The following is a 16,850-nucleotide window of genomic DNA, read 5'->3' on the forward strand; positions in this document are numbered from 1 at the left end:
TTTTATAATATTTTACAAAATTATATGGCTCTAATAATATTCTATATTTCTATATGTTTTTTACATCACTTTTGTTTTCATAAGTTTTTATTGCTTTATTTACAATTACACAGAACCATACTAAAGATATACCTAAAATAGCATGTCCTAATCCTGCAATATGACTTAACCCGCTAAAGTCACTACCTTGAACTTGTAAAATTCCTCTAAGCACTAAAGTTGATACCATATAAATTAATCCTACATTATATGTTATAAGCCAAGCTTTAAAATTTTTAATAGATGAAATATCAAAGTTTTTCTCTAATAATAACACTATTATGAAGAATACAAATCCAAGTATAAGAACATGAGAGTGAGTTAATCCTAAAGTTGTTGTTCCTGTAAAATTATTAAATTTAGTAAATTCTCTATAAAATACTCCAAGTACTAGCCCTAAAAATAAATAAAATGATGAAATTTTAAAAAGTTTTTGCATATAATAACCCCCTAAATGATTTTCAGTTTATTTATTATATACACTTTTTAAACTAGTCCAAAACATAATAAATAAAAAATCCGCTACTTTAAATTCTCAGTCCTAAATCCTATTTCTTTATTTGCTAATTTATATCCTTCATTTATCATATCATTCTTACTCATTGCATTACCTAGTAAATTATCTATACTTAATTGGTTCCTTTCATCAAAGTATTTATCAAGCAAATAATCTTCTATATCCTTTTTATATTCTATATGACCTTCATGCATTATATACTTTATATTAAATCCATATTTTTCTAATTCTCTTCCTACTAATATTGACCTATGACATCTTATTGGTTCCTGCATAGCTCCCATTAACACTATTTTATAGCCTATAGAGCATCCTTTTTTTAGTCTCTCTATTCCTTGTAAAAAGATTTCTTCTTTAGCTACTTCTTCAAAATCAGCATAACCTTGTTTATTGTAGCTAAGCTTACTTAACCTTTTTGCTCCAAATTCTACACCCATGTAAATATATGTGTACCCTAGCTTCTTCAGGGTTTTATTAAAGTCCTCTTTGTTGTACTGAACATTATATTTAGAGTAAGGTGTTTCTCTTATATCAACTATGCAGTTTATATCATATTTGTTTATCATATCTAAAAACTTCTCCAAAGGATAATTAGAGTGACCTATTGCATAAACATCCACATTGTTACCTACTTTCTAAATTAATTTTATTATATCTATTTCTATATATACACAATTAATATTTGATTAATCATATAGAGATGTTTATCTATATATTTTATAGTTCTTATTAATGCAAAAAAATAAGCTCAGTAGATTATTATCTTCCGAGCTTATTTTTTTACAGTTGCATTATTATATTTAGCATAAAACCTTTTTACTGATTTATCTTTATATTAAATACTACTTTTTCAGTATTATCTACCTCCTCTAACTCGTAACCATTTGATTCATCATGTATTTTTTCATTTCCTTAAAAGTAAGAGTTAACTCTTTTGGCTCTCCATCTATATTTATTGGGTCTAAAACTATAGATGCCCTACTTCTTATTGAATCTCCCTCTACTTTATAGTAAGATGAATCTTTTTTTACAAACTTATCAGTAGGGTCTAATGAATATGCTTCGTAATAGTTATCCAGGTCTATCTGAACTCTTTTTACTACATCATTTTTATCTTCTTCCTTTGTTGCTGGAAAGCTTCTAGGCATTTCATAATCAACTATTAAGTTGTATTTACTAATGCTAATACTATTTATCTTATAATCCACTTTGGATTTCTTTTTTTGATATATTTAATTATCAATTTATCTTCCAATTTCTATTCCTCCCAATCTGTAAAAGCTTTTACAGTTACTATTTCAATATTACGCCTAAAAAACTGGCACACTTTATAAAAAATTTTATCACAAAAATTACTTTTCTTAAAAATATGAGTACTTAGACTGCTATTTATATAACAAAAGTGCCATGATTAATAACTATAAAATTATTAATCATGGCACTTTTTGTTTATTCTCTATTTAAAATTTCCATGAACTCTTCACCTGTTATTGTTTCTTTTTCAAGAAGGTACTTAGATAATTCATGTAGTTTTTCTTCATTTTCTAGTAATATTTTTTTAGCTTTTCCGTGAGCTTCTTTGATAATAGATAATACTTCTTCATCTATTTTCGCTGATGTAGATGGTGAACAAGCTAGTGATGCATCTCCACCTAGATACTGATTAGTAACTGTTTCTAAAGCCATCATATCAAAGTTTTCACTCATACCAAGTCTTGTTACCATAGCACGTGCAATTTTTGTAGCTTGCTCTATGTCATTTGCAGCTCCTGAAGTAATACTATTAAATATTATTTCTTCTGCTGCTCTACCACCTGTGAAAGTAACTATTTTATTAAAAGCTTCTTCTTTATTCATAAGGTTATTTTCTTCTGCATCTACTTGCATAGTATAACCTAATGCTCCAGATGTTCTTGGTATTATTGTAATTTTATGCACTGGTGCTGAGTTGTTTTGTTTTGCTGCAACTATTGCATGACCTATTTCATGATAAGATACAATCTCTTTTTCTTTCTTAGATACAACTGCATTCTTTCTTTGGTACCCTGCAATAATAACCTCAACACTTTCTTCTAAGTCACCTTGACTTACAGCATTTCTTCCATCTCTTACTGCACGAAGTGCAGCCTCATTTACTATATTTGCAAGATCTGCACCTGATGCACCTGATGTTGCTCTTGCTATAGCATTAAAGTCTATATTATCTTCCATCTTAACTTGCTCCGAAGAAACTGTAAGTATAGCTTCTCTACCTTTTAAATCTGGAAGTTCTACAGGTATACGTCTATCAAAACGACCTGGTCTAAGTAATGCCTTATCTAAACTTTCTGGTCTATTTGTAGCAGCTAATATAACTACTCCTTTTTTACCATCAAATCCATCCATCTCTGTTAGTAATTGATTAAGAGTTTGCTCTCTTTCATCATTACCACCCATACCTCCATTGTCACGTTTTTTACCTATAGTATCAATCTCATCTATAAACACTATACAAGGAGCTTTTTCATTTGCTTGCTTAAATAAATCTCTTACTTTAGCAGCCCCCATACCAACAAACATCTCTACAAACTCTGAACCAGAAATAGAGAAAAATGGCACTTTAGCTTCACCAGCAACAGCTTTTGCTAAAAGTGTTTTACCTGTTCCCGGAGGTCCAACTAATAAAGCTCCTTTTGGTAATTTCGCTCCTATTTCACTATACTTTTCCGGATGATGTAAGAAATCAACTATCTCAGTCAAAGCTTCTTTGGCTTCATCTTGACCAGCTACATCTTTAAATGTTTTTCCTGTTTGAGCTTCTACATATATTTTTGCATTACTCTTTCCAAAACTCATAGCACCAGGTCCACCCATTCGCTTTTGCATTTGTCTAGCGAATAACTGACCCATAAACATAAATATTGCTATAGGTATTACCCATGTAAACAATAAATCTGTTATGAAAGAAGTTTCTTCTGGAATAACTTTTGAGAATTTAATATTCTTATTTTCATGTAACTTCTTAACTAAATCAGGATCTTCCATTGTTCCAGTTACATAAATTCCTTCTTTTCCTTTATCATCTGTTGCTGTATATATTATTTTATTATTTTGAATCTCTACTTCTTTTACTTTGTTACTTTCTATTTGTGTTAAAAATGTTCCATAGTCTACTTGATTTATTTCTTTATTTAAAATCGTAGGTAATATAAACCCATTTATAAGCATAATACCTAGAACTACTACAATGTAGTAATAAATCAAGGGCTTTTTCGGTGCTTTTCTTTGCCCCATAATATCCAACTCCTTTTTATGTATTGTTATTCAATACAATGCTATTGTTTCCTATTTAGATTTATTAATCATTATCTTTAAGTATAGACAATAATCTTAATAAATCAAGAAGTAGGTTTAAGAAACTTATAAATATAGAATACGCTAATTGAACAATTTCTTCTTCTGATAAGATAGAATATCTACATCTAACTTGGACATTCTTCATTATCATAATTGCATATCCTGAATATAACACTACTCCAATTGTTGATAATAGTAAATCAAACGTTCCAAACTTAAAGAAGAATATATTAATAAATTCAAGTATTAATAGCGCAAATATTCCTCCCCAAATCATAGGTGATATTCTGAATATTTTTTCTTCTGATGTGTTTTTAGCTATTATATATGCAAAGCCAAATACTAAGAATATACCAAGTACTGCTGATATAAAGGTCGCTGGACCTAATTTTGCAAAATAGTATATATACGTGGATCCTGTTAAAATACCTAGAATTAATGCATAAATATACATACTTGCTTTTGTCCTAATAAATCCACCTTTCCTTGAAAATACAGAAAATAGTATTAAAACAAAGAATGCTATATTCATCATGTATCTAACTGATGGCGGTATAAATCTAACACCAACTATACTTCCAATTACTAAAAAAGTTATAGCTACAAAGAATGTTTTCATAATATCCAAATAATTTTCTTTTACCATTTTTTCAACTCCATATTCTTTTGATTTTTTATATTATGCCCTACAATTTCCAATTTTAGCATATATGTCTTTCAAACTTTATTTAAAAATACTAGTTCAAACTAGCATATCATATTAATATGAAAAAGATGTGAAATACATAGAGGTTATCTCATTTATTACACATCTCCTTATTTTTTTATATTTATTTTTTCTCTACTATCTTCAATTTGGCAATTTCCACTGTTATTGCTTATTACCAAATATTTATTCTCTAAAATCGGTATATTTACTTTATATATTCCCTCGTATTTTACAGAAATAGCATTCAAGTCAAAATAGGCTTCATCTAAGGATATTCCCTTTGGAATTAAAAATGTCATATATCCTTCTCCATACTTTTCAATTCCATTTGCCATTATCTCTTCATTTTCACCTTCATAGGGCTTATATAAATTTAACTCTAAAATTAAATCAACATCTCCTTCATTATTATAATTCGGAAACTCTAGCTTTGCATCTGATAATAAAAATACATACCTACTATTATTTATTACCTTTAGTTTTACGTATATTCCATTTTTTCCTTCTCTTTTACTTTCTAAAGTAATTTTTATTTCTCTTCGATTTATTTCACCATAATCATTAGAATGAATCATATCTTTAAAAAATATTTTACTTCCAAATATGAATGCCCATAATAAAATAAATATATATATAGAAACATTAATAAATTTCCTCATGATCTCCTCCCTATCGAGATGTAAAATTATTTTCTTTAATTAGAGATTGATGTCTTTTTATAATTTTAAGAGAAATATACATAGAACCTATGAACAATATAATAGCCATAGTTGTTATAAAATAAAAATTCAAATATTTTGTATCTAAACCATAAGCGATCTTACTCATTATTTTTGAAAAAGAGCCTGAATAATCATTTAGTAACATTTCCTCTTTATACATTTTCAAAAAATTAACCTCATATATTCTGTCGTTAATCATATTTATAAAAGACCCAAATATACAATATATAACTATGCTTATAGTTCCACACGTGAATTTAGCACTATAGTATTCATATTTAAAAAATATAGGAAAAACAAAGGACATAATTACTATAAAAACATTTATTGAAAATAACACGTCATTAAGAACTATAGATCGAAACATCAGGGTGGAAGATAGCTTCATTACACATATACTAATTATATTTATTATTATTATAGTAATTACAGCTACTATATATTTTATATATACTACATCTTCATTTAAACTTGCTACATCAATTATATTATCTTTAAACTCTTCCTTATAACCATTATGAAATGTATTTGTTACAATAAGATAACTTATTAATATACTTATTCCACCGTAAAATAACTCATTAAACCCAAAGTATAAAACTAAAAATATTACTATATATTTTAAAACATGATGTTTTTCATTCTGTATAATTTTTTCAATATCTATTTTTATTAATTTAAGCATTATTCCAACCCCTTAAAATCGCTATATACAATATATATGCGGTAATCTATTAAAACTTTTGTTATATGTAATAAGTATTTTTATTAATATATATACAAAAAAATCTCTTACAATGTGTTAAATCATTGTAAGAGATTTTTTATTTACAATATAAATTTAGATATATCTCCATTTTCATTTTCTATTGTTACTACATCTAGACCTTTATAGTTTTTAAATAGCCACTTTATATCTTTCATAGCCTGATTTACCTGATTTGTAGATAAATTACCTATAAAATATTCTTCTCTAATTACTTGGTTTTGTTTATCTGTCAAAAAACTTCTAATAAAGGTAAATGCAAAAGCATTTGGAATATTACTCTCATTTGGTCTGCCTTTTTTTGCACTTTTAAAATAAATTCTCATAATACTTCCTCCAAGTGTTAATAATAAACATCCTTAGTAAAGTATATAAAAATAAAATCTTTCTATGACTATAGTTTAATTAATTGATATTCCTTATTTTCCATTTCACGTGCATAACCTGCCACTCTTGTAAGTCTAAATAATATATTTTATTTCATTGTTTTCAAATACACTTTCTATTTCATTTTTAAAAAATTCCTTCATCTCACTTAGTTCTTCTTTAGTGTATACATATTTGCCATATCCAAATTGACCATATTTAAATTTACGTTCTTCATCGTTCATAGGTAGCATTGTATCTTCAAATATTTCTAAAATTCTATTTTTAGCTTTAGTTGTATATCTATGAGATATTACTTCAAACATTATTTTTCCATCAAATTCTTCAGGCAATTTTTCTTTTATACTTTTTATTAATTTACTATACTCTTCTTTCCAGCCCTTATAAATAAAAACTGGAGCTATTAAAAATCCTATTTGATATCCAGCCTTAGCCACTTTTGCAGCAGCTTCTATTCGCTTATCACTAGATGCTGTATGATGTTCATAGTTATCTATAACCCTAGGTGTATTAATACTAAATCTTATTTCAGTATGATTGTTATGCTTTACATCAAGTAATGTGTCTATATCATTATATTTAGTTACAAATCTAAATCTTCCATATTCCTCTTGTCCAAAAAATTCTATAGTTTTCTTTAAGCTATGAGTATAAGGCTCTACAGGTATAGGATCTGAAGTAGCCGCACCTTCAAATATAGTTATATCTGGCTTTCTTTCTTCTATGTATTTTTTAGCTTGTCCTAATATCTCATCTACGTTAGCATGTACTCTAACAAATGGCTTATCTCCTAATTGAGTATTTAAATAACAGTATTCACATTGCCCCATACATCCACTAACTAATGGTAATTGATAATGTGCTGATGGCTTACATGTTTGAAATTTTAGGCCTTTCTTTATTCCAACAACTAAAGTTTGTTTACCTTCTTTGTATTGTTCTCTCAGATTATTCCCTGGTATTTTTCCTTTTACTTGGTTTGATGATACATTTATTATTTCTATATTTTCATCATATTTTAGTTCTTTATATATAGTCTTTCCGATACTAGTATCTAAAGCTCCTTTTTCAAATATTACTCTTTTAGGCTTAAACATACTTTCACCTCTCACATTATTTTTTAGTATTTTTTCCTTAAATTCTCATATCTATGCTGAATAAAAAACTAAGACTTCTTAAAATTTTATGAATAATTTAATGCTTGGCTAAATATTATTTATTAAGGGTAAACAAGCTCTATATTTTTTATTTACTAAGGGGGAAAATAAATGCTAAACGTACTACACAGAAATTTAAACGAAAAAACTAAAGCTATAAGAGAAAGAGGTTATATACCTGCGGTTATTTATAGTAATAAATTAGATAAAAGTATACCTATAGAACTTTATAAAACTGATTTTAAAAGATTAATAGAAGCTGGCGAAAATACTAAACCTATTGATCTACATTTAGATGGTGAAATAAAAACTTGTGTTATTACTAATGTTGATATCGAACCTATAAAAGAAGTATTTTTACATATAGATTTTAGACTAGTATAATTAAAATTTATTTATAAATTTAATTTCATTATATTAAAATAACCGTGGCGCAAGCCACGGTTTATAATTTTTTTGTACTAATAATATTTACTCCTGTTCCTAAAATATCTTTCACTATTATATCTCCTACTTCTATTGGAGATTGTACTTTTACTTTATCCAATACTGCCATTACATTCATTATTAAAGATTTAGGTACTGCTCCATCAGTTTTTACAGGAAGTAATTTTAAATATGATCCTTTTATTCTAACTGTTGAGGTTATGACTCTTTTAGGATTTGATATTTCTTCTACTGCATATTTAGCTCCTCTTTTGCAGCTGTTTCCTTCTATCTTGTACTCTTCATGTACTTTAGTTACAGTCATTCTACATCCCATAGGGCATACTATACAGGTTACATTCTGTTCCATATTAACCTCCTTTAATTATTTATATATAAACAAAGAGCCTCCTATATTATCTATAGAAGGCTCTCTCATCTCTCGCCAAGTTATCAATTTTAATAATAATAATTCTTATACTATCAACATATGATTTCACTATTAAATATGTTCTTTAGAATTTAATAATAAAAATGTTCTACAAGAAACATTGCATTATTATCTTGCCCTTATAATAAAATCTCGTGAGTATAAATATATTACTCTATCAGAATATCAACCATACCTTTGTACATATCAATTACTTCTTTTATATTGTCTGCAGGCGATGCAATTATATAATTTCCTTTAAATCTCTGCTATACGCTTAACCTTTTTAAGAGAAAGCTTATATACTACAAACATAAATAATATTACTAGTAAAATAATCCCTAATCCAACCAAAAGTCCTAAAAACTCTCCTTGAGATATATTACCTCCACTATTTCCATAGAATATAGTAATATATATCATATAAGTAAATCCACTACCTATTACAGTTGGATATATAAATACCTTGGCAAGCTGCTTCTTAATATTCTTTTCAATATACTTATTGTTTGCACCAAGCTTTTTTATATCTGAAAATAACTGCTTATTATCAAGACCAATAGTTACTGCTCTAGTATAAGCTATTATAGCCGTTGCAGCTAAACAGATTATAGCTATATAAGTGAATAACATTATGAATACTGCCATATTCTTAACCGTGTCTTGACTATCTAAAGGTTTAAACATAGGATAATACTTCCATTCATTAAAAAGTTGTGTATTATCTGAAGAAAGGTCTAACTTAACATCAGCGTACCAATACTCTTTCCCATTTTCATTTGCTACCTTTTTTTCATATTCATCATATGAAGTTGATACAGCTACATCCTCTGAGCTTCTATTTATAATCTCATCTTTTAAATCTTTTGCAAATACATAAGTTTCTTCATAGTTTTTAACATTAAATAATACAAACTTATCATGGTTTTCTAATTCTAGATTTTCTGAGAGTCTTAAATAATCTTCATCTGATATTACATACTTTCCTTGATATTCTTTTAAAAAAGGTCTAAATGAAACTGTACCAGCAAATTCTACTTTCATCGAGTCTCCTGTAACTGGGTGAGTTATTGTATCTAAGTCATCCCATTTATGCCAGATAAATTCAGTTTCTCCATCAGCTATTATTCTATAATACTCACCTTCTACTACATCAATATTTTGACCTGATACTCTATTGAAGTCACTTTCTCTAAAAAATTCATTGTATTGCATCTTTTCAGCATACTCTTCTATTAACATGCTATTTTCGTCATAATCTCTGTAGTATCCATTTGTAATAAGTGAAATAGCATCAACTTCATAATAATCTGTTATAGAAACATCATGATTATTAGCAAGTGAATATATTTCATCTTTATTTATTTGATTTTCACTTCCTTTATAATAGAAAGAATAATCTATAGTAGTATTTTTAATATCTACAAGAAGATTCGCCATCATAGTTGGTCCATAAAATGCCGCAAATAATCCTCCAGCTATTAAAAATGTTATTACACACATATTCTTAACAGTCTGTCTTCCTGAGAATCTCATCATATTTGTTGATATAATGTTTTTATAATATTTGCTTGGATTCTTTCCTTTTTTACTATAAATTATTGAATGAGTCATTATCATGTAAAGACCTATAAAAGATAATAAATATACAGCATTCCATATAGCCGGCATATTATATCCTATTACTCTTACCACTATCGCTGGAACTCCATACCCTAAAAATAATCCACTTATTACCAATACCCAACCAACTATTCCTGTCCAAGACTTAATCTCTTTAACAACTTCAGACTTTCTTTGTTCATATATAATATCCATAATATTACTTCTTTTTATGAACTTTACACCATTTATAAAAATACAAAGTGTCACAAAAACACAGAAGCCAATGCCAAATATAATACCTGTAGCCCCAAATTGATATGCCATTTCTTTAGTGTCTACAATAAATATCTGAAATAGTTTCCATATTCCGTAAGAAGTAGGAATACTAAGAACTACTCCCACTACTAAACATACTGGCACAATAAATAGTAATTCTTTTAATAAAACTTTTTTAAGTTTTGACTTTTTTTCTCCTAATGCCATTAATATTCCAAACTCTCGACTTTTATATTTATAAAATAAAGATGATGCATAAGTTGTAAACACACCACATCCCATAATTGCTATAGAAAATATCATATAACCTTGTTTTCTACTATCTCCTCCCTCTGGTAAAATATTCATTACAGTTGGACTAAAAAACATTAAGGCAAATGAAGTAACTAGAAGTACTGATAATGTGATACAAAATGCTAAGACATAATAGTTTTTTATATTATTTTTTCTAAGCTTTGATATAATCTTGCTCATTGTCACTATCATCACCCCCTAGTTTTTTTAGTGTATCTAAAAGTGTATCCATAAACTCAACGCGACTTGTAGTTCTAGTAAGCTCCGTATATACTTCTCCATCTTTAAGAACTATAACTCGGTCACAAAATGATGCGGCAAAACTATCATGAGTTACCATAAATACAGTAGCATCTAGTTCACTTTTTGCTCGAACAAATGAATCTATAACCGCCCTACATGATTTACTGTCTAAGTTACCAGTTGGCTCATCTGCTAAAATAACATACGGCTTATTAATAAGAGCCCTTGCAACAGCGCTACGTTGTTTTTCTCCTCCTGATATCTCCGCTGGATATTTATCCTTAATGTTGGAAATTCCAAAAGTATCACAAAGCTTATTTGCAAGTATCTCCATTTTAGTAACATTTTTATCGGATATAATTTGCGGTAAACAAATATTTTCTATTACACTTAATCCGTCTAATAGCATAAAGTCCTGAAAAACAAACCCAAGTTTATGATTTCTTACATCTGCTAATTTTTCTTCATTTAATCCAGATATATTTTCTCCTCCAAGTAGTATTTCACCCTTTTCGAAAGGTACAAAACAAGATATACAATTTAAAAGAGTAGTTTTTCCACTTCCTGACGGCCCCATAACCGCTACAAACTCTCCCTTTTTCACCTGAAAAGATATATCTTTTAATACATCATAGTTTGTATTTCCTGTTTTATAACTTTTATATAGATTGTTAACTTTAAGCATAATTTTCCCTCCTAATATTATATGGATTAACTTTCAATACTTTAAAATCGGTCTTGCAGTTATTTTGTAAGTTAATCTTTCATTATCTTATAAATTAATTTTATCCTAGAAACAAAAAGTTAAAAATTACACCAAATGTAATCTTTTGCAGTAATATTGTAATTATTGGTATATTGGTGGTCATTTAATAGAAAACTATATTTCAAAATGCTATAATGAAAAATATAAAGGGGGGTATTTAATGCTAAGAATTGCAATATGTGATGACGAAAAGTCTCAACTTAATTTACTAAAAAACATATTATCAATACATTTAGATCTAAAGGGGATAGATTATAAAATATACGAATTCAATTCTGGAGAAAATCTTCTTGATTCAATAACTGAAGAAGATTACGATATTATATTTTCAGATATAGAAATGGCAAATATAGATGGAATAGAAACTGCTAAAAACATTAGACTACATAATAAAAAATCTATCATTATATTTGTTACAGCATATCCTGATTTTGTTTTTCAAGGGTATGAAGTTAAGGCATTTAACTATATCTTAAAGCCTTATAAACCAGAAAAAATAGGACAAGTTTTAGATTCTGCACTTGACGAATTAGATCATATCCAAGATAAGTTTTATATAGTAGAATCTAAATCTAAAAGTGAAAAAATAAATTTAAGCAATACTTACTACTTTACTAGCGATAAACGTAAGGTAAAAGCCGTCACTTTCACAGGAGACGTAGATTTTTATGATAAACTAGATGACCTTGAAGGAAATTTACCTTCATTTTTTGTTAGAATTCATCAACGCTATCTTATAAATATCAATTTTGTATCTTCAGTAGAATCTAATAACTTAATTATAAATGGTGAAAACTTACCTATAAGCCGTGGTAGATATAATTCATTTATGGTTGAATTTGCAAAAACCATGTTAGGATAGGTGTGATTATGTTTTCTATAGTTTACAATTTTTCATATTTAATTTTTTATTCCATAACGAGTTACTATTTTTATAAAGTTATAAACAATTTTGCTTCCATCAAAGATAACAGGTATGCTAGACTTATTGCCCTAATAGGAGCTTATTTTATACCAAATGTTATTATATACACTTCAGACCTTGTTAATGTTTTATATACTATGATTGGGTTTATTATTATGATGGTTATTTTCTACAAGGGTAGTTACATTAGAAATATATCTGCCGTTATGATTTTTTATCCTATTATAGTATCTATTAATGTCGTTGCAAATGACTTCTTTGCAAAAGTATATTTTTATTTAGGTGAAAAATTGTGGTTAGATTTTTTGGCTCAGACACTTGAGATGTGTGTTATTAGTTTATCTTGGTTTTTGATTTATCATTTTTCTAAGGATAAGATTAATAATATAAGCAGATATATAGATATAAAAACTTGGGTTATGATTGATATTATATGCCTAGCGCCTTTTATCTCAATAATAACAACTATTATAAATACACCTATGGGTAAAGAGTTCCAAGCATATCCTATAGCAGTTGCATGTATAATTACAAGTTTAAGTATGATTTTTCTTATTGAATATATAGTTAAAAGTGTTAAAAATAGACTTGAAAATCAAAACCTTAAACTTGAATATAGCTACTATAAAGAGCTTGAAGAAAATCAGAAAGGGGTTAGAAAACTTCATCATGATATGAATAATCATCTTTCTGTAATATATTCTTTTTTAGAATATGATAATTTAGAAGGAGCTAAAGATTATTTTAATGAACTTTCAGATAGGTTTAATGTAAGTAACAGAGTCTTTTGTAAAAATAGTATTGTGAATGCAGTTATAAACTCAAAGTATAACTTAGCGATACAAAATCAAATAGATTGCTTCTTTAATATTGATATAGACGAGCTTCTACCTCTAGAAGATGTTGATTTATGCTCTGTTTTTGCAAATACTCTTGATAATGCTATTGAGGCATCTTTAATGCTAGATGATATTTCTCAAAGAAAAATATCTTTAAAAGCTCGCTGTAGTAAAGGTTATTTTAGTTACTCTATTAGTAATAATTATAATGGCATTGTTAAATTACATTATGGAAAGTATAGTTCTACTAAGTTAGATACTAAAATGCACGGCTTTGGTCTTGAAAATATAGAGGATATTGTTAATAAATATAGCGGAACACTTAATATTAACTGTTCTGAATCTGAATTTAGTGTACTAGCAATTATAAAAATTTAAGTACTTATATTAATATAAAAAGGGGTATCACATAACAATTATAAATTATTATGTAATATCCCTTTTATATATATATATTTATATATCATTTAATTTTCTAGTCAGCATCTTATTGCAAGTTTCTTAAGCATTCAATAAGCAGTCTATTATGGTAAGTACTATCATGAGTCCACTGCCTATAATTATAAGCTTTCCTGACTTTTCGCTAATTTGCTCTCTATCGTGTATTTTTTCATCAAAGAAAGTTAAAAAATCTGCACCATATCCTTTAGACATTACCACGCCTATCCCCATAAACATAGTAAGTATTAATATCTTTAGTGCTGACATAGCTATTAATGTCTTATCCATAATCTAAATGCTCCCCCATTTCATATAATTACTTTTCTCCCCCATTAAAACTTCAACTATACAGCGTTTCCCCAAACTTTCTAAAACATACTTTTAATCATATACCAATCTCCTGCATATTGTAAAATATATACTAATATTCTCATTTTATCATACTTATTAAAATTTTTTTATGATTTTCAGAATTTAAGATGCTACTTTAACTAGCTATAATAATATATCTTCTATTAATTAATCTCCACATAAAAAATAAACCCGATTAGTTACACCTTTTATAAAGTAAACTTAATCGGGTTACATTCATTTTTTTATTTTTTAATTGTATACCTAGTATTTTTAAGTTTGTATTTATTATAAATTACAACCTTTATCTATCTTTACAATCTTACCATTATCTAAAAATACAACTCTATCAGCTAAGGCTCTAGCATCTTCCTTGTCATGAGTAACAAATATTGACGTAATATTAGCCTTTTGTATTATTTCTTTTAATTCTGTTCTTATTTTATTTTGTAAATGAGAATCTAAGTTACTAAAAGGTTCATCTAAAAGTAATACAGATGGCTTAGGTGCAATGGCCCTTGCTAAAGCTATCCTTTGTTGTTGCCCTCCACTTAGCTCATGTGGATACTTATCCTTATGTTCAACTAAGTTTACTAGTTTTAGCATTTCAAGCATTCTTTCTTCTTTTGCCTTTTTATCTAGCTTTTTTAAGCCAAACATTATATTTTTTGCAACTGTCATATGAGGAAATAATGCATAATCTTGAAACACCATACCTACTCCTCTTTTTTCTGGCTCTACAAAAACTTTCTCATCATATACTACGTCATTGGCAATAGTTATACTCCCCTTATAAGCACTTTCAAGCCCAGCAATAATTCTTAACATAGTACTTTTACCACTACCACTTTCCCCTAAAATACTTATTATCTCACCTTTATTTATTTGTAAATTGAAATTTTCAATGTTATCTTCTTTCGAATTTTTATATTTAAAATGCAAATTATTTATCTTAAGCATGTTCTTCCTCCTTATCAACCACTTTATATAGTACAAATATTGTTACAAAACTTAGTAATATTATTATCAAAGATGGTATTGATGCTTCAACTATCATCTCATCATTGGCATACTCAAATACTTTTGTCGCTAAAGTATTAAAGTTAAAAGGTCTAAGTAAAAGAGCTAATGGAAGTTCTTTTATTATATCTACAAATACTAATGATAGCGCACTAAGTATTGCAGGCTTTATCATTGGTAAATCAATTAATAAAAACGTCTTAGTTCTAGAATATCCTAAGGTTCTTGAAGCTTCATAAAACTTTTTACCTATCTTTTCAAATCCGCCTTCTATACTTTGATAACCAACTGCCAAAAATCTTACTAAATAAGCAAATACAAGCATTACTAAACTCATACTTAATACAAGAGTAGGTGCATTTGGATCAAACATCTTATATAACCATCCTAGTTTTCTATCAACATCTACAAAGAATACAACCATAGTTATAGCAATAACTGCTCCTGGTATAGAGTATCCAATTAAAGTTATTTTTGAATACAACTTAGACAATACATTATCGCTCATTCTTGTGTAATTTGCTATTATGATAGCCATTATAACTATAAGAATACTAGATACTACTGCCACCCATAAAGAGTTATATATTAATATAAAAAAATCTGAGTTAAGTATTTTTGAGTAACTCATAATCCCCCATCTTATAAGTTGTGCTGTTGGTATTACAAATCCTAATGCTAATATTACAGCACAGTATAAAAATGCTAACGTACCGTAAAATTTATTTAACTTCTTTCTAGCTAATGGTCTTATTTTAGTATTTGTTGAACTATATTTTTTTCTTCCTCTTAATACCTTTTCTCCATTCATTACAACAAAAACTGCTACTAATAATATAGCTGCAAGCCTTATAGCTGAATCTATATCACTCATACTAAACCAACTTTTAAATATGGCAGTAGAGAAAGTTGGTATTCCAAAGTATGATACCACGCCATAATCACTTAGTACCTCAAGTATTACCAAAGTTGCACCTGAAATTATAACTATCCTACTCATAGGAATTACTACTCTAAAGAATACTCCCCATGAGTTTTCACCAAGCAATCTTGCATTTTCTACTAAAGATGCTGCTTGTTTCTCTAAATATGATTTAACTACCATATATACATAAGGTAGTAAAAATATTGTAAATATAAATATTGTTCCAGGTAAACTCATTATGTCAAAGTATTTTTGACTTAAGTTAAGACCTAAATCATTTCTTAAAAACGTCTGTATTACACCTGTATACCCCATTATTCCTGCATAAGTATATGCTGCTATATATGGTGGTATTGAAAGCGGAAGTATAAGCCCCCATCTAAAAAACTTTCTCATTGGAAATTCATACGCCGACACTAACCACGCTAAACTTACACCTAGAATTATGGTAAATAGTCCTGTAAATACGCAAATGATAACTGTATTTATTACATAATCTTTTAGTAAATATTCTTTTATATGATACCAATTTTCACCAGGTGCATTAAATAAGTTTGCTATTACATTTATATTAGGCAAAACTATCATAAGCATAAAAACAGTACTTAACATAGCCCAGCCATTAAATTTCAATTTTTTCATACGAAGCCTCTTTCTAAATCTAATTTTTTAAAAA

General features: G+C 27.8%; 18 protein-coding genes. 3 read left to right on the plus strand and 15 right to left on the minus strand.

The features are described 5' to 3' along the window. Window positions 1-49 precede the first annotated feature (49 nt). The 9 genes from ACI48P_RS19010 to splB all read right to left on the minus strand — a co-directional run bounded on the left by ACI48P_RS19010 (window position 50) and on the right by splB (window position 7,573). Window positions 50-478, minus strand: a complete 429-nt coding sequence (locus ACI48P_RS19010) for a DUF2871 domain-containing protein (protein WP_475218647.1) — start codon at window positions 476-478, stop codon at window positions 50-52. 83 nt (window positions 479-561) lie between these two features. Continuing rightward, window positions 562-1,176, minus strand: coding sequence for a DUF488 domain-containing protein (locus ACI48P_RS19015; RefSeq protein ID WP_475218649.1), 615 nt, complete (start codon window positions 1,174-1,176; stop codon window positions 562-564). A gap of 249 nt (window positions 1,177-1,425) precedes the next feature. Further along, the gene (locus tag ACI48P_RS19020; protein WP_475218650.1) at window positions 1,426-1,764 is read right to left on the minus strand and encodes a hypothetical protein; all 339 of its coding nucleotides are present in this window, start codon (window positions 1,762-1,764) and stop codon (window positions 1,426-1,428) included. A 241-nt stretch (window positions 1,765-2,005) separates the two neighbouring features. Further along, on the minus strand, window positions 2,006-3,829 hold the full coding sequence (gene ftsH, locus ACI48P_RS19025) for an ATP-dependent zinc metalloprotease FtsH (RefSeq protein ID WP_475218652.1): 1,824 nt from the start codon (window positions 3,827-3,829) through the stop codon (window positions 2,006-2,008). Between the two features lie 64 nt (window positions 3,830-3,893). Further along, complete coding sequence (locus ACI48P_RS19030; RefSeq protein WP_475218653.1) at window positions 3,894-4,538, minus strand: Bax inhibitor-1 family protein; 645 nt, start codon at window positions 4,536-4,538, stop codon at window positions 3,894-3,896. A 170-nt stretch (window positions 4,539-4,708) separates the two neighbouring features. Next, window positions 4,709-5,260 carry a hypothetical protein gene (locus tag ACI48P_RS19035; RefSeq protein ID WP_475218654.1) on the minus strand — a complete coding sequence of 184 codons (552 nt, stop codon included), beginning with the start codon at window positions 5,258-5,260 and terminating at the stop codon, window positions 4,709-4,711. 10 nt (window positions 5,261-5,270) lie between these two features. Beyond that, window positions 5,271-6,008 (minus strand): hypothetical protein, encoded by a 738-nt coding sequence (locus ACI48P_RS19040; protein ID WP_475218656.1) that lies wholly within the window; start codon window positions 6,006-6,008, stop codon window positions 5,271-5,273. 143 nt (window positions 6,009-6,151) lie between these two features. Beyond that, entirely contained in the window at window positions 6,152-6,415 is a 264-nt protein-coding gene (locus tag ACI48P_RS19045; RefSeq protein WP_475218657.1) for a hypothetical protein, read from the minus strand. A 135-nt stretch (window positions 6,416-6,550) separates the two neighbouring features. Then, window positions 6,551-7,573, minus strand: coding sequence for a spore photoproduct lyase (gene splB, locus ACI48P_RS19050; protein ID WP_475218658.1), 1,023 nt, complete (start codon window positions 7,571-7,573; stop codon window positions 6,551-6,553). A gap of 171 nt (window positions 7,574-7,744) precedes the next feature. Here splB and ACI48P_RS19055 point away from each other — a divergent pair, with 171 nt between their 5' ends. Beyond that, entirely contained in the window at window positions 7,745-8,017 is a 273-nt protein-coding gene (locus tag ACI48P_RS19055; RefSeq protein WP_475218660.1) for a hypothetical protein, read from the plus strand. 61 nt (window positions 8,018-8,078) lie between these two features. On the opposite strand, the gene ACI48P_RS19060 is transcribed toward ACI48P_RS19055, so the two are convergent. The 3 genes from ACI48P_RS19060 to ACI48P_RS19070 all read right to left on the minus strand — a co-directional run bounded on the left by ACI48P_RS19060 (window position 8,079) and on the right by ACI48P_RS19070 (window position 11,592). Next, the gene (locus ACI48P_RS19060; protein WP_475218662.1) at window positions 8,079-8,429 is read right to left on the minus strand and encodes a DUF1667 domain-containing protein; all 351 of its coding nucleotides are present in this window, start codon (window positions 8,427-8,429) and stop codon (window positions 8,079-8,081) included. 318 nt (window positions 8,430-8,747) lie between these two features. Continuing rightward, window positions 8,748-10,844 carry an FtsX-like permease family protein gene (locus ACI48P_RS19065; RefSeq protein ID WP_475218663.1) on the minus strand — a complete coding sequence of 699 codons (2,097 nt, stop codon included), beginning with the start codon at window positions 10,842-10,844 and terminating at the stop codon, window positions 8,748-8,750. Further along, window positions 10,819-11,592, minus strand: coding sequence for an ABC transporter ATP-binding protein (locus ACI48P_RS19070; protein ID WP_475218665.1), 774 nt, complete (start codon window positions 11,590-11,592; stop codon window positions 10,819-10,821). The genes ACI48P_RS19065 and ACI48P_RS19070 overlap by 26 nt, the downstream gene beginning before the upstream one ends. Window positions 11,593-11,833: 241 nt before the next feature. Here ACI48P_RS19070 and ACI48P_RS19075 point away from each other — a divergent pair, with 241 nt between their 5' ends. Together ACI48P_RS19075 and ACI48P_RS19080 are read left to right on the plus strand one after the other, a co-directional pair. After that, window positions 11,834-12,535 (plus strand): LytR/AlgR family response regulator transcription factor, encoded by a 702-nt coding sequence (locus tag ACI48P_RS19075; protein WP_475218666.1) that lies wholly within the window; start codon window positions 11,834-11,836, stop codon window positions 12,533-12,535. Between the two features lie 218 nt (window positions 12,536-12,753). Next, a complete protein-coding gene (locus tag ACI48P_RS19080; RefSeq protein ID WP_475218668.1) occupies window positions 12,754-13,815 on the plus strand; it encodes a sensor histidine kinase in 1,062 nt (353 codons plus the stop codon). 123 nt (window positions 13,816-13,938) lie between these two features. Here the strand turns inward: ACI48P_RS19080 and ACI48P_RS19085 are convergent, their stop codons facing one another. From ACI48P_RS19085 to ACI48P_RS19095, 3 genes are all read right to left on the minus strand, one after another. Next, on the minus strand, window positions 13,939-14,166 hold the full coding sequence (locus tag ACI48P_RS19085) for a hypothetical protein (protein ID WP_475218670.1): 228 nt from the start codon (window positions 14,164-14,166) through the stop codon (window positions 13,939-13,941). 351 nt (window positions 14,167-14,517) lie between these two features. Next, window positions 14,518-15,189, minus strand: coding sequence for an ABC transporter ATP-binding protein (locus ACI48P_RS19090; RefSeq protein ID WP_475218672.1), 672 nt, complete (start codon window positions 15,187-15,189; stop codon window positions 14,518-14,520). Further along, window positions 15,182-16,816: an ABC transporter permease gene (locus ACI48P_RS19095; RefSeq protein WP_475218674.1), complete on the minus strand. Its 1,635-nt coding sequence runs from the start codon at window positions 16,814-16,816 to the stop codon at window positions 15,182-15,184. The genes ACI48P_RS19090 and ACI48P_RS19095 overlap by 8 nt, the downstream gene beginning before the upstream one ends. Window positions 16,817-16,850: the final 34 nt, after the last annotated feature.

This window comes from Romboutsia sp. LXY-2, assembly GCF_056171995.1.

Excerpts from the sequence above, each read along its gene's own strand:
- ACI48P_RS19010 (WP_475218647.1), bottom strand. The coding sequence starts at position 478 with ATGCAAAAACTTTTTAAAATTTCATCATTTTATTTATTTTTAGGGCTA.
- ACI48P_RS19085 (WP_475218670.1), bottom strand. The coding sequence starts at position 14,166 with ATGGATAAGACATTAATAGCTATGTCAGCACTAAAGATATTAATACTT.
- ACI48P_RS19065 (WP_475218663.1), bottom strand. The coding sequence starts at position 10,844 with ATGAGCAAGATTATATCAAAGCTTAGAAAAAATAATATAAAAAACTAT.
- ACI48P_RS19030 (WP_475218653.1), bottom strand. The coding sequence starts at position 4,538 with ATGGTAAAAGAAAATTATTTGGATATTATGAAAACATTCTTTGTAGCT.
- ACI48P_RS19045 (WP_475218657.1), bottom strand. The coding sequence starts at position 6,415 with ATGAGAATTTATTTTAAAAGTGCAAAAAAAGGCAGACCAAATGAGAGT.
- ftsH (WP_475218652.1), bottom strand. The coding sequence starts at position 3,829 with ATGGGGCAAAGAAAAGCACCGAAAAAGCCCTTGATTTATTACTACATT.
- ACI48P_RS19040 (WP_475218656.1), bottom strand. The coding sequence starts at position 6,008 with ATGCTTAAATTAATAAAAATAGATATTGAAAAAATTATACAGAATGAA.
- ACI48P_RS19060 (WP_475218662.1), bottom strand. The coding sequence starts at position 8,429 with ATGGAACAGAATGTAACCTGTATAGTATGCCCTATGGGATGTAGAATG.
- ACI48P_RS19035 (WP_475218654.1), bottom strand. The coding sequence starts at position 5,260 with ATGAGGAAATTTATTAATGTTTCTATATATATATTTATTTTATTATGG.
- ACI48P_RS19080 (WP_475218668.1), top strand. The coding sequence starts at position 12,754 with ATGATGGTTATTTTCTACAAGGGTAGTTACATTAGAAATATATCTGCC.
- splB (WP_475218658.1), bottom strand. The coding sequence starts at position 7,573 with ATGTTTAAGCCTAAAAGAGTAATATTTGAAAAAGGAGCTTTAGATACT.
- ACI48P_RS19095 (WP_475218674.1), bottom strand. The coding sequence starts at position 16,816 with ATGAAAAAATTGAAATTTAATGGCTGGGCTATGTTAAGTACTGTTTTT.
- ACI48P_RS19055 (WP_475218660.1), top strand. The coding sequence starts at position 7,745 with ATGCTAAACGTACTACACAGAAATTTAAACGAAAAAACTAAAGCTATA.
- ACI48P_RS19075 (WP_475218666.1), top strand. The coding sequence starts at position 11,834 with ATGCTAAGAATTGCAATATGTGATGACGAAAAGTCTCAACTTAATTTA.
- ACI48P_RS19070 (WP_475218665.1), bottom strand. The coding sequence starts at position 11,592 with ATGCTTAAAGTTAACAATCTATATAAAAGTTATAAAACAGGAAATACA.
- ACI48P_RS19090 (WP_475218672.1), bottom strand. The coding sequence starts at position 15,189 with ATGCTTAAGATAAATAATTTGCATTTTAAATATAAAAATTCGAAAGAA.